This window comes from Streptomyces sp. NBC_00289, from assembly GCF_041435115.1.
GTDB lineage: Bacteria > Actinomycetota > Actinomycetes > Streptomycetales > Streptomycetaceae > Streptomyces.
Map to the genome: position 1 here is coordinate 7275898 of NZ_CP108046.1, position 13985 is coordinate 7289882.

The window sequence follows — 13985 nt, forward strand, 5'->3', positions numbered from 1 at the left end:
AGCCAGGCGACGACCGGGAGGCGTGATGCAGAGGCAGGGCAGATGACCGCTCCCGCCGGCCCCGCTCAGCGCGTGCAGCGGGGCAGGGCCGCCCGCAAACGAGTACCCCGCTCCGCGCACGCCCTGTGGATACCCTCCGTCGAGCGGCCCGACCCCGTCGCCGTACTGGAACGGCAGGACCGCGACCGGCTGCCCGAGCTGCTGCCGGTCCGGTACGGGCGCATGGCCGCCTCCCCCTTCGCCTTCCTGCGCGGGGCGGCCGCCGTGATGGCCGCCGACCTCGCCGCCCAGCCGCACTCCGGGCTGACCGTGCAGCTGTGCGGCGACGCCCACCTGCTCAACTTCGGCCTGTACAGCTCCCCGGAGCGCTCCCTGCTCTTCGACTTCAACGACTTCGACGAGACGTTCCCCGGCCCCTTCGAGTGGGACGTCAAACGGCTCGCCGCCAGCGTCGCCGTCGCCGCCCGCGAGAACGGTCACGGCGAGGCCAAGGTGCGCCGGGCCGCCCAGGAGGCGGTGGCCGCCTACCGCACGACCATGCGGCGACTGGCGCCACGCGGCGAACTCGACGTCTGGCACGAGCGCATCGACGCCGACCGTCTGCTGCCCCTGGTCCGCTCCGCCCGCCTGCGCCGCCACGTCGAGTCCAGCCTCACCCGCGCCCGCCGCCGCACCAGCCTGCAGGCCCTCGGCAAGCTGACCGAGGTCGTCGACGGCCGTCGGCGCATCATCAGCGACCCGCCGCTCCTCGAACCCGCCGGCGCCTCCGACACCGCGGCCCTGCGCAAGATCTTCTGCGACTACCGCTCGACGCTCTCCGAGGAACGCCGGATGCTGCTGGACCGCTACCGCTTCGTGGACGTGGCCCGCAAGGCCGTCGGCGTGGGCAGCGTCGGCACCCGCTGCTTCCTCGTACTGCTCGCCGGCCGAGACCACGACGACCCGCTGTTCCTCCAGATCAAGGAGGCCCGGAGGTCCGTCCTGGAGGAACATCTGCCGGGCGGGCCGTACGTCCATCCGGGGCACCGGGTCGTCGCCGGGCAGCGACTGCTGCAGGCCGAGGGCGACATCTTCCTCGGGTGGATGACCGGGCCGCAGGGCCGCGCCTTCTACTGGCGCCGGCTGCGCGACCCGAAGGGCTCCGCGGACGTGGCCGGCATGTCCCCGGCCGACCTGGTGGCGTACGTCCGGCTGTGCGGCACCGCCCTGGCCCGCGCGCACGCCCGTTCCGGCGACCGTGTCGCGATCGCCGGGTACCTGGGCGACACGGACACCTTCGACCGGGCCGTCGCGGACTTCGCCCTGAGCTACGCCGACCAGACGGCGGTTGATCACGCGACGCTGTGCGCGGCCGTCGCGGCGGGCGTGGTGAGGGCGGCCCCGGGTATCTGACCGCGGCCCCGGGCATCCGACCGGCGGTGGCGAGGGCCGCCCCGGGTATCCGACCGGCGGTGGCGAGGGCCGCCCCGGGTATCCGACCGACGGTCCGGGACGGCCAGGTCACACGGCGGGCGTACTGCTTCGGCGACCCCGCCCCCGGCCCTGCTCCCGATCGGATTCCGGGGCGCCGTCCGGGTAGCCGGGGCCGCTCAGCAGCGTGTCCACGAACTCCCGCCGGTCCTCGGCGTGTTCGCGGAACCAGAGCCCCAGCATGTGGTCCGCGCCGGGGAGTTCGAAGCGGGTGAGCCGCGAGCGCACGGCCAGCGCGTCCTGGACCGCCTCGGTCACGGCGGGCGGGATGATCGCGTCCGTGCCGGGCACCGCGAGCACCGCCCGGCCCCCGTACGCCCGCAACACGTCCAGCGCGGGCGCCGCGCGCCAGCCGTCCGGCCTGCGGATGATCTCGCTGAACCGGCCGTCCCCCTCGCCGAACGGCACCTCCCACGCCTCCGCCGCGTACACGGCGGGCGCGCACAACCCGAGGGCCGCCACCCGGTCCCCGTAGTGCCCGGCGAGGTCCGCCACCGTCTGCCCGCTCATGCTGAACCCGACCAGCACCAGCGGACCGTCCTCGGGAACCCGCGCGTCGATCACGGCCACCGCCTGCTCGAAGCGCCGTCGCAGGCTCAACTCCCTCAACTCGCCGCTGCTTTCGCCGTGTCCGGAGAAGTCGAGGGCGAGGGCGTCGCAGCCGTGCGCCACGAAGTCCCCGAGCAGCGGCAGCAACCGCTCCTTGCTGCCGTTGCCGGCGCCGTGCAACACGACGGCGGTGGCCGCCTGCGGACCACCGCCGTCGCCGTACACGCAGGCGAGTCGTTCACCGTCGTGGGTGTGCGTGAAGAAGAGGAGCTCACTCATGCCCTCATTCACTCACGCCGCCCCGACCGCGGGAAAAGGAGATGCACGCCCTGTGACCGCCTCCCTACGCTGGAGACGCGTTACGGAGCAGCCCGCCACCGCTTCCCGCACGACCGGCATCACCCGGCGGACTCGGGGCTACTCTCTACGCACCCGCGGCCGGACACCCTCCCCAGCGTCCCGCCGGACCCATCGATCACCGCTCGGACCAACCCACGCACACGGAGGCCCGTGATGGGCACCATCGTCATAGCCGGGACTGTCGTCCTGGTCGTTCTGGGATTCGGAAACCACGTCTGGTGGCTCGCCGCCGTCGCCGTCCTCTTCCTCTACACGCAGTACGGGCGCGGCTCGTCCTCGGCGTCCACCTCGGGCGGCTCGCCCTCGGGGGCGGCCGGGCCCGGGAGCTACCGCGCCTACCGCGAGCGCCGTGACCAGCAGGCCCGTTGGGAGCGCCGCTACCGCCGCGAGCACCCGTTCGAGACCCGCCGTCAGGAGCGCGGGAAGAGCCAGTGAGACCGGCGCGAGGACCGGTGGCGCCGCCGGGCGTCACCGGTCACAGACCCGGGGCTCCCCACACCGGGAACCAGCGGTTCAGGTCCTGCTCGATCCGCAGGTCGCTCGCGAGCGTCGCCCTGATCCGCAGTTCCAGCGGGTTGTCGCGCCGCTGTTCCGCACCGGGCAGCGGCGCGAAGGGGTAGAACGTGCCGCGCTTGTAGAGGTAGACGAGTCCGAGCCGCCGGCCCTCCGGGTCGTGAAAACCTGCGAGGGAACACAGCAGTTGCGGGCCGAAGCCGTTGACCTCCATCGAACTGTTCACCGCGTGCAGGTCGTTGACCAGCAGCGGGAGCTGTGCGGAGGAGCGGTGCGAGACGAGCCAGGAGTAGCCGAACTCGTCCCGCCGCAGCTCCACCGGAGGGCCGTCCCGGTCCGCGTCGGCGTCGAGCAGTGCCTGCACCTCCCGGTGCGTCTGCTCGAAGGCCGCGCCCTCGACCGTGGCGAAGCACACCGCGCCGGCCCCGGTCGGCGTGAACCCGGCAGCCGCCTCCAGCGTCACCGCGGCCGACGGCAGCGCGAAGAGCTGGTCGAGATCCGCGGCCACCGGTTTGGTTCGGCCGAGCAGGATGTCCAGCAATCCCATCCTCAGCCCGCCTTCCCCGGCCTCGCCGCCTCGCCCAACTCAGCGGAGATCCGGCCCAGTTGGTCGAGCCGCTGCTCCAGGCTCGGGTGGGTGGAGAAGAGCCGTGCCAGATCGGACCCGGAGCCCAGGGCCGGGGCGAAGTAGAAGGCGTTGAAGGCCTGCGCGGTCCGCAGGTCCTTGGTGGGGATGCGGGCGATGTCACCGGAGACCTTGGTCAGCGCGGAGGCCAGCGCCGACGGGCGCCCCGTCAGCTGCGCCGCCGCACGGTCCGCCGCGAGTTCCCGGTACCGGGACAGGGCCCGGATGAGCAGGAAACTGAGCGCGTAGACGGCCGCGGACACCCCCATCACGGCGGCGAAGACGACGGCGGTGTTCTGGTCCCGCCGGCTCCCGCCGAACAGCTGCGAGTAGAAGGCGAACCGCACGATCAGTCCCGCGATCACACCGAGGAAGGACGCGACGGTGATCACGGCCACGTCCTTGTGCGCCACATGCGACAGCTCGTGCGCGAGCACGCCCTCCAGCTCCGCCGGCTCCAGCCGCCGCAGCAGCCCGGTGGTCACACAGACCACGGCGTTGTCCGGGTTGCGTCCGGTCGCGAACGCGTTCGGCATGTCCATGTGCGACACGGCGACCACCGGCTTGGGCATGTCCGCGATCGCGCACAGCCGGTCGATCACCGCGTGCAGCTCGGGATACTCCTCCCGTTCCACGACCCGGCCGCGCATCGCGAACAGCGCGATCCGGTCGGAGAACCAGTACTGCGCACCGAGCATCCCCGCAGCGACGACGACGACCAGCACCCAGGACTTCAGCAGCACGACCAACGCGGCGATGAACGCCACGTACAACAGCCCGAGCAGAAAGAGCGTGACCGTCATCCGCACGGTCAGCCGCCGGTCGCTCCGGAATCGGCTCTGCATCTGCACCACCCCGCAGTCAGGCACTCGTCCCACTGCCAGTGTGCACCCGCCCCCTCCATGGACAGCCCCCGATCGACCCTAGGACCAGCAAAGGCTCCCGGCCGAAGGTCACCCCCGCAGAAGAAGCCGACCACGCTCCAACAGCGCCTCCGCCTCCGCGTCCCGGTACGCCCCCTCCGGCGAACGCCGCCACTGCCGTACCGACAACTCGGCCCGCCGGCGCAGCCGCTCGTCCGGGCCGTCCAGCACGGCGAGGGCGGCCCGCAGCCGGACGAGCCCGCCCCGCGCGTCGAGCAGCCGGAACGCCGACGCCCGGACGTGCGGCGGGCGCCCGTCTCCGAGCCGCTCCATCAGCCACTCTTCGGGCACCAGCTCCACCGAGGGCAGCATCGCGAGGGCGGTCTCGCCGACGACGCCGGGCGCCGGATCGTCGAGCAGCGGCCGCAACCGTCGTACGTCGGCCAGGTCCAGCAGCCGCAGCCCGGCCACCGCCCGCGCCCGTACCATCGCCTCCGGATGCCCGGTCAGCGACCACAAGAGCTCGGCGTCCGCCCGGTTCCCGCACTCCCCGAGCCCCGACACCGCCCCGGGCGCGGGGCCGTCGGCGGCGGCGCACCAGGCGCGGTACAGGGGCAGCGGATCGGTCCCGTACTGCCGCACGACGTAGCGCGCGCAGGCGCGCACCACCGCGGACCGGTCGACGAGGAACCGTTCCGCCTCCGCAGGCAGACCGGCCCGCCGCAGCGCGGTGACCCCGGCCGAACGGGCGCGCGGGTTGCGGGCACCGAGCAACGGTTCGAGTACGTCGCGGTGATCGCCGTCCTCCCGTACGGCGGCCAGGGCGGCCTCGGCGCACAGGTTCTGCACGACGACGTCGTCGTCCTGGGCGCCGGCGCGGGCCAGCTCGGCGGGGGAGAGGAACCCTTCCTCGACGGCGAGGCGGTAGGCGAACCGGCGCACGGTGCGGTCGGCGTCGGTGAGCAGACGCCCGAGTCGCTCGCGGGGTGTCCGGCGCAGTACGTCGCCGACCAGGCGCACGGCGAAGTCGCCCCGGTCGCGGCGGCCGACGCGCAGGATCAGCGGGGTGAGTGGCACGGCCGACCCCGGGTCGAGGACCTCGGCCAGCAGCGCCCGGGCCCGCTCGCGCACCGGCTCCACCCAGCCCGCGCAGCGCAGGACGACCAGCGGCAGCAGATCCCGGTGCCCGGTGGCCTGTCGCACGGCCCGGTCGCGGATCCGGCCGTCCCGGTGGCACAGGGCGAGCGCGAGCAGCGGCTCGGTGAGCCGGCCGGTGCGGAGCACGGCGGTCATCGAGCGTCCGCCCGCGATCCGTTCCCAGGCCGGCACATACCCCGCGTCGGGCGTGGACCAGTCGATCTCGCGGACCGCGGCGTCCAGCGCCGGCCACGCGTCGGTGTCGACCGCGGCGATCGTGTCCCGCACGGACGCCCCCCGCGCCAGCCGCTCCGCGGCCTCGATCCCGCGCCGCATCTCCTCGCGCATGCCCGTCCCCTCAGTACGGCGCGCGGAAGTTCGCGTACCCCAGCAGGACGATGATCGCGAGCACGCTGCCCAGCACGATGGTGGTGGAGACCCATGACGACCGGCGGGGCCCCGAGTGCTCGGGGTCGGCGCGGAAGGGCTGCGGGGCGGGAGGGTTCTCCTTCCAGCGCGCGGCGAGCATCCGGGCCCGTGCGGAGGGCTCCTTGTGCTCGGCGGTGTCCGCCCATCGGAGGTCGAACTCGCGCTCTTCGTCGTCCTGTTGCGCCATCCCCGTTTACCTTTCTCGAACAACTGTGTCGGTATGGATGATCCCCCGACCGTGCCCGGTCTGTGAAGCGAGTTCCGCGAAAACGACGGCGCCCCGCCTCCGGGAGGGAGACGGGGCGCCGGTGACGCGTCGGTCGGATCACACGTCGAAGAAGTGGTGCCCCGACGCCGGTACCTTGCGGGCGGGTTTGCTGCCTCGCTCTAACCAGCGCGGATGCTGTGGTTGTTGTCGTCGCGGGTCGTGGTCGGCCACCCTTGGACGGCCCACAGACGGCCCAAGGCATGCCGTGTCCCGCTGTTGTTGGCCAGCACGAGAGGCCCGGGCTGTTGCCGCCCGTAGGCCTCGCGGCGTGGGCTACTCGGCTCGGGAAGGGATGCCCCCAAGCGCGCTCCGTCAACCCGCCCCAGACTCCCGCAGACGTGCGAGGGTCCACAGTCTCAGACGCAGCCGAAGTCTTGTACGTGCCATCCGGCTGCTCGGAGCGATCGTGCTCTTTGACCCAGGAGACCCGTCGAACGAATTGCCGGGATACCGTGTTATGTGGGTGCCTAATCAGCGCGAACAAGGCGACCCGGCTGCTGGTGCGCGCGCACCGTCCGCATATCGTCCAGGGTGCTATGCCACGAGCGACAGCGAACACGTCGCCCTCGGCGCGTGGACGCGGGGCGCCCTCATGGCTGTCGCCTACTGGCCGGCGAGCTGCCTGCCGCTTGCCGTCTCAAAGCTCACGAGCAGGACTATGGGGAACCTAATGGTGGAGTCCCGCTGCCGCCTGAGTGAGCGGTGGCGCACTAGACGAGACGGTGCTGCCATAGAAGAACCATGCTCTGGCAACCAAACCGCACACGACTCCGCAGTGTGGCAGCTCAGCGCGCAAGGCGGAGTCAGCACTCTTCACGCCAAAACAGAGGTGAAGGCGCAGGCTCGATGCGTTGGGGAGGACTACTCGCAGCTAGCCTTCCGGGATTGGCCGCACTGCTGGCCCTTCTCTTCACTTGGATGCAAGTCTCTCAGGCCAATAAGGAATTGACGATCAGTGAGCGGGGGCAGATCACTGGCAGGTTCAATTCTGCAGTCACCAACCTCGGTTCCGCACCACTGGACACACGCCTTGGCGGAATATTCGCGCTTGAGCAAATCATGCACGACTCGCCAGATTATCAAGCAACAATTGTTTCCGTGATCGCTGCTTACGTGCGCGAACATGCGCCCGCATCCGATGCTGACCTCAAAAAGATTGGTGAACCCGCCAACGATGGCAATCCTCCACCTCCTGACATTGACGCAGCAGTCAACGCACTTACCAGCCGCAACCCAGAGCGCGATAGATATAGCCTGGATTTGCGGCGTGCCGATTTGAAGGGCCTGGAGTTCCCGCCGACGAAAAAGTTTCGGGGCGCCCTATTCAGCAAGTCAGACCTTTCCAGCTCGACTGTAGAAGGTCTAGATCTTCGCGGTGCGTACCTTGACTATTCAAACTTGTCTGGGGCCATCATATGGGGATCTGATCTTTCGGACGCCGACCTTCAAGGCGTGAACGCTATTGACACTGACTTCTGCGCAGGAACCTATACAGAAGGCGGAATCAAGTCCGGCGGCGACAGGTGTGAGACGAAGCTGACAGGCGCAGTGCTCTCTGATGCAAATTTGAGCGGAGCCGTTCTCGTCGGGTCGGACCTATCCGGTGCCCTTCTGTGCCTGGAGCAGGATGAAGTCTTCACGGAGCCACAATGCCCAAACTTCACAGGAGCGTACCTGAACGCAGCTAATCTGAAGGGCGCCAACCTCTCAGGGGCAAACCTTCGTGGTGCCGACTTGAGTGACGCCGATCTGACCGCCGCAGACCTATCCCACGCTGATCTCACCGACGCGAACCTGACGGGAGCCAAGACAGCCGACGCCGACTTCCACGAGGCCAAGATGAAGAGGGCGAAAGGACTGGCGACCTCACGGTGATGAGGACGCACTCGACACGAAGTCTGCGCCCTGCGCCACGTGCCCGGCGACGCAGGAGCCCGTGGTCACCTACCAACCCATGGTCGGCATGGTGGACGTTGATCTCGTCCGCCTGCACCACACAGCGCGCCGCAGAGTGGCGCACGCCTGCGCCGTGCGCGGGCCTTGACTGACGACGTAGGGCGCGCCGGGCCATTGACTCAGTGTTCGGCAAGAGAGTGTCTCCCGGACCTTGAGCGCAAAAGCCGCCGGCCGCGCGCTTCCCAGAGTGGGAAGAGCGCGGCCGACGGCCCACAGGCGGCCCAGGAGAGCACACAGGTGCTCTGACCTGGGGCGATATCACACGTCGAAGTACAGCTCGAACTCGTGCGGGTGCGGACGCAGCTGGAGCGGCGCGATCTCGTTCGTGCGCTTGAAGTCGATCCACGTCTCGATCAGGTCGGACGTGAAGACGTCACCGGCGAGCAGGAACTCGTGGTCCGCCTCGAGGCGGTCCAGGACGGCCGGGAGCGAGGTCGGGACCTGGGCGACGCCCGCGTGCTCCTCGGGGGCCAGCTCGTAGAGGTCCTTGTCGATCGGCTCGGCCGGCTCGATCTTGTTCTTGATGCCGTCCAGGCCCGCGAGCAGCAGCGCGGAGAACGCCAGGTACGGGTTGCCGGAGGAGTCGGGCGCGCGGAACTCGACGCGCTTGGCCTTCGGGTTCGAGCCGGTGATCGGGATACGCATCGCGGCGGAGCGGTTGCGCTGCGAGTACACCAGGTTGACCGGCGCCTCGAAGCCCGGGACCAGACGGTGGTAGGAGTTCACCGTGGGGTTGGTGAAGGCCAGCAGCGACGGGGCGTGCTTGAGGATGCCGCCGATGTAGTAGCGGGCCATGTCCGACAGGCCCGCGTAGCCCGCCTCGTCGTAGAACAGCGGGGAACCGCCGCTCCACAGCGACTGGTGGACGTGCATGCCCGAGCCGTTGTCACCGAAGATCGGCTTCGGCATGAAGGTCGCGGTCTTGCCGTTGCGCCAGGCCACGTTCTTCACGATGTACTTGAAGAGCTGGAGGTCGTCGGCCGCGGCGAGCAGCGTGTTGAACTTGTAGTTGATCTCGGCCTGGCCGGCCGTGCCCACCTCGTGGTGCTGGCGCTCGACCTGGAGGCCGGAGGCGGCCAGCTCGAGGGAGATCTCCGCACGCAGGTCGGCGAAGTGGTCGACCGGCGGGGTCGGGAAGTAGCCGCCCTTGTAGCGGACCTTGTAACCGCGGTTGTCCTCCAGCGCACCGGTGTTCCAGGCACCCGCCTCGGAGTCGATGTGGTAGAAGGACTCGTTCGCGGAGGTCTGGAAGCGCACGCTGTCGAAGACGTAGAACTCGGCCTCGGGGCCGAAGTACGCGGTGTCCGCGATCCCGGTCGACGCGAGGTAGGCCTCGGCCTTCTTGGCCACGTTGCGCGGGTCACGGGAGTACTGCTCGCCCGTGATCGGGTCGTGGATGAAGAAGTTGATGTTGACCGTCTTGTCGCGGCGGAACGGGTCGACGCGCGCGGTGGACAGGTCGGCGCGGAGCGCCATGTCGGACTCGTGGATGGCCTGGAAGCCGCGGATGGAGGAGCCGTCGAAGGCCAGTTCCTCGTCCGGGTCGAAGGCCTCCACCGGCAGCGTGAAGTGCTGCATGACTCCCGGCAGGTCGCAGAAACGGACGTCGATGAACTTGACGTCCTCGTCCGCGATGAACTTCTTGGCCTCGTCGGCGTTCTGGAACATCCAGCTCCTCCTACTCCCGGCCGTTCCCGTGCCGGGGTGGTAGTTCGTTCGTGCGGCCAGTGCGGTGGCACACGCTGACCTCGACCCTAGGGACGGGTGGTTTCTCGGGCGTGACTCATTTGTTTCGCAGAAGTTAACCGGCTCGGGTTCGAGCCTAGCCTGTCGACACCCCGCCGTCCCGGGGGCATATATGGGCGCAGTACCGTGGACGGGTGGACAACAGGCAAGCAATCGGATCGTGGCTGTCCGGACCCCGCTCGGCCATGGAGGAAGCCGGTGCCGACTTCGGATACCGGGGCGAGCAACTCGGTCTGCCGCAGGAGGGACCGGGTTCGATCGCCCGCCCGGGCCGGCGGCTCGGCGCCCTGGCCGTGGACTGGGGCTTCGGTGTCTTGATCGCATACAGCTTGATCACGGACGGCTACCGGCCGGCGACCGGCAACTGGGCCCTGCTCGTCTTCTTCGTGCTGAGCGTCCTGACGGTCGGCACGGTCGGCTCCACTCCGGGCAAGCGCCTCTTCGGCCTGCGCGTGGTGTCCCTCGACACCGGCACCGTAAGCCCGCTGCGTGCCATGGCGCGCACGGTTCTGCTCTGCCTGGCCGTCCCGGCCCTGATCTGGGACCGCGACGGCCGCGGCCTGCACGACCGGCTGGCCCGCACGGTCGAGGTCCGCATCTGAGCACCGCCGGTTGCGTACGACGCGCGACCGCATGACGTGACGAAGGGGCCGCCCGGAGTGATCCGGGCGGCCCCTTCTCTCGGCTCGAGGCTTCGACGACGTGTGACGTTCGAAGGCGAAGTGGGAGGGAGGTCAGCGGGCCTTCGGGCCGCCCTTCGGCAGCTTCATGCCCTTGGGCATCGGGCCCTTCGGCAACGGCATGTTGTTCATCAGGTCGCCCATGGCCCGCAGCCGGTCGTTGGTCGTGGTGACCTGCGGCCCGGTCAGCACGCGCGGGAACTTCAGCAGGGTCGTGCGGACCTTCTTCAGCTCGACCTGGCCCTCGCCGGTGCCCACGATCACGTCGTGCACCGGCACGTCCGCGACGATGCGGTTCATCTTCTTCTTCTCGGCCGCCAGCAGGCTCTTCACCCGGTTCGGGTTGCCCTCGGCCACCAGGACGATGCCGGCCTTGCCGACCGCCCGGTGCACCACGTCCTGGCTGCGGTTCATCGCCACCGCGGGCGTCGTCGTCCAGCCTCGGCCGATGTTGTCCAGCACGGCCGCTGCGGCGCCCGGCTGGCCCTCCATCTGACCGAAGGCCGCCCGCTCGGCCCGGCGCCCGAACACGATCGCCGTCGCGAGGAAGGCGAGCAGCACGCCCAGGATGCCGAGATAGATGGGGTGACCGATCAGCAGACCGATCGCGAGGAAGACACCGAAGGTGATGATGCCGACACCCGCGAGTACAAGACCGATCTTCTTGTCGGCCTTGCGGGTCATCTTGTAGGTCAGGGCAATCTGCTTGAGTCGCCCGGGGTTCGCAGCGTCCGCTGCCGTGTCCTTCCTCGCCATGCCGTGAAGTCTACGTGGCCCCGGAAGCGGCGACGACGGCAGTGCCCGCGGGGAAGGGGAGGGGCGGGTTCAGGAGCGGGCGGCGAAGGTCTGCTCGAGCACGAGCTGCGCCTCGACACGGTCCTTGGCGCGGCGGCGGTCCTCCAGGACGGAGGTCCACGCGTTACGGCGGGCGGTGCGCTGGCCACTGCTCAGGAGCAGCGACTCGACCGCGCGCAGAGCGTCGGTGAACGTCGGAATGGCGGTGGCGCGAACGGGCGCGGCCTGCATGATGGAGGTCCCCCCTCGGTACCCCTGCGGGTACGGGTTTACGTGCTGTGAGTCCAGGGTCACTGTTTGGTGTTACCAGGGCATGACCGACCGGTCAAACGCCAATGAAACCTTGATGCGGGGCCTCCGAACGGGGACGCGGCCCTGACAGGCGCCCTCAGCTGCGAGGACGGTCAGGACCGCGTCATATCGGCCGCTACCGGCGAGTAGTCGCTTGTGCGTGAGTTCACACGCTTGCCGCACTCCTTGTGGGGAAAGGCGGGTGACGGAGAGTCAGCCCGTCGGAGCCACCGGACGGCCTGACCGGTGCGTCGGGTCAGACGGCCTGCGAGGCGACATACTCCCCGCGCTTCTCGACCGCCATCCGGTACAGCCGCCCGGCGCGGTACGAGGAGCGGACCAGCGGGCCGGACATCACCCCGGAGAAGCCGAGCTGCTCGGCCTCCTCCTTCAGCTCCACGAACTCGTGCGGCTTGACCCAGCGCTCCACGGGGTGGTGACGCACGGACGGGCGCAGGTACTGCGTGATGGTGACCAGCTCGCAGCCTGCGTCGTGCAGCTGCTTGAGCGCCTCGCTGACCTCCTCGCGGGTCTCGCCCATGCCGAGGATCAGGTTCGACTTGGTGACCAGGCCGACGTCACGGGCCTCGGTGATGACCTTAAGTGAACGCTCGTACCGGAAGCCGGGGCGGATCCGCTTGAAGATCCTGGGGACCGTCTCGACGTTGTGCGCGAAGACCTCGGGGCGGGCCGAGAAGACCTCCGCCAGCTGCTCCGGGACCGCGTTGAAGTCGGGGGCGAGGAGCTCGACCTTCGTACGGCCCTCCGCGCGCTCCGCGGTCTGCTGGTGGATCTGGCGGACCGTCTCCGCGTACAGCCAGGCGCCGCCGTCCGCCAGGTCGTCGCGGGCCACGCCGGTGATGGTGGCGTAGTTCAGGTCCATGGTGACCACGGACTCACCCACCCGGCGCGGCTCGTCGCGGTCCAGGGCCTCCGGCTTGCCGGTGTCGATCTGGCAGAAGTCGCAGCGCCGGGTGCACTGGTCGCCGCCGATGAGGAAGGTGGCCTCGCGGTCCTCCCAGCACTCGTAGATGTTGGGGCAGCCGGCTTCCTGGCAGACCGTGTGCAGGCCCTCGCTCTTCACGAGGTTCTGCATCTTCGTGTACTCGGGACCCATTTTCGCCCGGGTCTTGATCCACTCGGGCTTGCGCTCGATGGGGGTCTGGCTGTTGCGGACCTCCAGGCGCAGCATCTTGCGTCCGTCGGGTGCGACTGCGGACACGACCGGCTCCCTAGCGATTGATTCTTCGGCGTCCACCAGGGTACGCCCGTGCTTTTGATGGTTTCCCGGCGCCGGTGCGGATCCTGCCGAAGGCTGCCGCCCCGGGCCCCGCCACCGCCTGATCGGCTGCGACCCGGCTCGTCACGACGGAGGTCCTACGACCTGAAGCACCATGACCTCGAACGCCCGGCCGGCCGGATTTATGCCGGCGTCCTCTCGATCTCGCGCGGCTTCAGCTCCGCGTGCTCCAGCACATCCCGCAGGTGCCGCTCGGCGACCGGCAGTACGTCCTCGATCGTCAGGTCCCGGCCCAGCTCGTTGGCCAGCGAGGTGACGCCCGCGTCCCGGATCCCGCACGGGATGATCCGGTCGAACCACGCGTTGTCGGGGTTCACGTTGAGCGAGAAGCCGTGCATCGTGACGCCCTTGGCGACCCGGATGCCGATCGCCGCGATCTTGCGGTCCTCGCGGCGCTGGCCGGCGTTGGAGGGGGCGTACTCGGGGCCGTCGAGGCGCGGGTCGAACTCCTCGTCGTGGAGACGCGGGTCGAGGTCGAGGGACAGTCCGCCGAGCGAGGGACGCTGCGCGACGGGGTCGCCGAGGACCCACACCCCGCTGCGGCCCTCCACCCGGGTCGTCTCCAGGCCGAACTCCGCGCACGTGCGGATCAGGGCCTCCTCGAGGCGCCGTACGTGCGCCACCACGTCCACCGGACGCGGCAGCTTCTGGATCGGGTAGCCCACCAGCTGGCCCGGGCCGTGCCAGGTGATCTTGCCGCCGCGGTCCACGTCGATGACCGGGGTGCCGTCGAGCGGGCGCTCGTTGTCCGCCGTGCGCCGGCCGGCCGTGTAGACCGGGGGGTGCTCCACCAGCAGAACGGTGTCGGGGATCCCGTCCTCGAAGCGCGCCGCGTGCACCCGGCGCTGCTCGTCCCACGCCTCCTGGTACTCGACGGCCTCGGCACCGAATCCCATGCGGACGAACCGCAACCCACTCACGGCAAGCGCCTCCTCGGAAGCTCGTAAGGCACGAACCGTGCCCACGCCACTGTACGTCCGGCCATGTCACGTCAGCGTCGCGG

At 69.8% G+C, this 13985-nt stretch carries 14 protein-coding genes and 1 pseudogene; 4 read left to right on the forward strand and 11 right to left on the reverse strand.

What is annotated here, in order from left to right; genetic code table 11:
* Positions 1-42 precede the first annotated feature (42 nt).
* On the forward strand, positions 43-1392 hold the full coding sequence (locus OG985_RS32865; protein WP_371671974.1) for a DUF2252 domain-containing protein: 1350 nt from the start codon (positions 43-45) through the stop codon (positions 1390-1392).
* A gap of 108 nt (positions 1393-1500) precedes the next feature.
* Here OG985_RS32865 and OG985_RS32870 read toward each other — a convergent pair whose 3' ends face one another.
* Complete coding sequence (locus OG985_RS32870) at positions 1501-2298, reverse strand: alpha/beta hydrolase (protein ID WP_371671975.1); 798 nt, start codon at positions 2296-2298, stop codon at positions 1501-1503.
* Positions 2299-2532: 234 nt separating this feature from the next.
* On the opposite strand from OG985_RS32870, the gene OG985_RS32875 reads away from it, so the two are divergent.
* Entirely contained in the window at positions 2533-2814 is a 282-nt protein-coding gene (locus OG985_RS32875; RefSeq protein ID WP_371671976.1) for a hypothetical protein, read from the forward strand.
* 40 nt (positions 2815-2854) lie between these two features.
* Here OG985_RS32875 and OG985_RS32880 read toward each other — a convergent pair whose 3' ends face one another.
* The 5 genes and pseudogenes from OG985_RS32880 to OG985_RS32900 all read right to left on the reverse strand — a co-directional run.
* A complete protein-coding gene (locus tag OG985_RS32880) occupies positions 2855-3439 on the reverse strand; it encodes a hypothetical protein (RefSeq protein WP_371671977.1) in 585 nt (194 codons plus the stop codon).
* Between the two features lie 2 nt (positions 3440-3441).
* On the reverse strand, positions 3442-4362 hold the full coding sequence (gene htpX / locus OG985_RS32885; protein ID WP_371671978.1) for a zinc metalloprotease HtpX: 921 nt from the start codon (positions 4360-4362) through the stop codon (positions 3442-3444).
* 108 nt (positions 4363-4470) lie between these two features.
* Positions 4471-5865, reverse strand: a complete 1395-nt coding sequence (locus OG985_RS32890) for a hypothetical protein (protein ID WP_371671979.1) — start codon at positions 5863-5865, stop codon at positions 4471-4473.
* Positions 5866-5875: 10 nt separating this feature from the next.
* Positions 5876-6133 (reverse strand): hypothetical protein, encoded by a 258-nt coding sequence (locus OG985_RS32895; protein WP_371671980.1) that lies wholly within the window; start codon positions 6131-6133, stop codon positions 5876-5878.
* 382 nt (positions 6134-6515) lie between these two features.
* Positions 6516-6773: pseudogene (locus tag OG985_RS32900) on the reverse strand (DUF6009 family protein); the annotation flags it as partial.
* 326 nt (positions 6774-7099) lie between these two features.
* Between OG985_RS32900 and OG985_RS32905 the strand changes: the two are divergent.
* Entirely contained in the window at positions 7100-8089 is a 990-nt protein-coding gene (locus OG985_RS32905; protein WP_371671981.1) for a pentapeptide repeat-containing protein, read from the forward strand.
* A 339-nt stretch (positions 8090-8428) separates the two neighbouring features.
* Here OG985_RS32905 and glnA read toward each other — a convergent pair whose 3' ends face one another.
* Positions 8429-9838 carry a type I glutamate--ammonia ligase gene (glnA, locus tag OG985_RS32910; protein WP_371671982.1) on the reverse strand — a complete coding sequence of 470 codons (1410 nt, stop codon included), beginning with the start codon at positions 9836-9838 and terminating at the stop codon, positions 8429-8431.
* Positions 9839-10050: 212 nt separating this feature from the next.
* On the opposite strand from glnA, the gene OG985_RS32915 reads away from it, so the two are divergent.
* Complete coding sequence (locus tag OG985_RS32915) at positions 10051-10518, forward strand: RDD family protein (protein WP_371671983.1); 468 nt, start codon at positions 10051-10053, stop codon at positions 10516-10518.
* A gap of 132 nt (positions 10519-10650) precedes the next feature.
* On the opposite strand, the gene OG985_RS32920 is transcribed toward OG985_RS32915, so the two are convergent.
* The 4 genes from OG985_RS32920 to lipB form a co-directional block, all read right to left on the reverse strand.
* The gene (locus OG985_RS32920; RefSeq protein WP_371671984.1) at positions 10651-11352 is read right to left on the reverse strand and encodes a DUF4191 domain-containing protein; all 702 of its coding nucleotides are present in this window, start codon (positions 11350-11352) and stop codon (positions 10651-10653) included.
* 69 nt (positions 11353-11421) lie between these two features.
* A complete protein-coding gene (locus OG985_RS32925) occupies positions 11422-11622 on the reverse strand; it encodes a hypothetical protein (protein ID WP_371671985.1) in 201 nt (66 codons plus the stop codon).
* Positions 11623-11938: 316 nt separating this feature from the next.
* Positions 11939-12904 (reverse strand): lipoyl synthase, encoded by a 966-nt coding sequence (gene lipA / locus OG985_RS32930; RefSeq protein WP_371671986.1) that lies wholly within the window; start codon positions 12902-12904, stop codon positions 11939-11941.
* 200 nt (positions 12905-13104) lie between these two features.
* Positions 13105-13947: a lipoyl(octanoyl) transferase LipB gene (lipB, locus tag OG985_RS32935; protein ID WP_371671987.1), complete on the reverse strand. Its 843-nt coding sequence runs from the start codon at positions 13945-13947 to the stop codon at positions 13105-13107.
* Positions 13948-13985 lie beyond the last annotated feature (38 nt).

Excerpts from the sequence above, each read along its gene's own strand:
- OG985_RS32865 (WP_371671974.1), top strand. The coding sequence starts at position 43 with ATGACCGCTCCCGCCGGCCCCGCTCAGCGCGTGCAGCGGGGCAGGGCC.
- OG985_RS32870 (WP_371671975.1), bottom strand. The coding sequence starts at position 2,298 with ATGAGTGAGCTCCTCTTCTTCACGCACACCCACGACGGTGAACGACTC.
- OG985_RS32875 (WP_371671976.1), top strand. The coding sequence starts at position 2,533 with ATGGGCACCATCGTCATAGCCGGGACTGTCGTCCTGGTCGTTCTGGGA.
- OG985_RS32880 (WP_371671977.1), bottom strand. The coding sequence starts at position 3,439 with ATGGGATTGCTGGACATCCTGCTCGGCCGAACCAAACCGGTGGCCGCG.
- htpX (WP_371671978.1), bottom strand. The coding sequence starts at position 4,362 with ATGCAGAGCCGATTCCGGAGCGACCGGCGGCTGACCGTGCGGATGACG.
- OG985_RS32890 (WP_371671979.1), bottom strand. The coding sequence starts at position 5,865 with ATGCGCGAGGAGATGCGGCGCGGGATCGAGGCCGCGGAGCGGCTGGCG.
- OG985_RS32895 (WP_371671980.1), bottom strand. The coding sequence starts at position 6,133 with ATGGCGCAACAGGACGACGAAGAGCGCGAGTTCGACCTCCGATGGGCG.
- glnA (WP_371671982.1), bottom strand. The coding sequence starts at position 9,838 with ATGTTCCAGAACGCCGACGAGGCCAAGAAGTTCATCGCGGACGAGGAC.
- OG985_RS32920 (WP_371671984.1), bottom strand. The coding sequence starts at position 11,352 with ATGGCGAGGAAGGACACGGCAGCGGACGCTGCGAACCCCGGGCGACTC.
- OG985_RS32925 (WP_371671985.1), bottom strand. The coding sequence starts at position 11,622 with ATGCAGGCCGCGCCCGTTCGCGCCACCGCCATTCCGACGTTCACCGAC.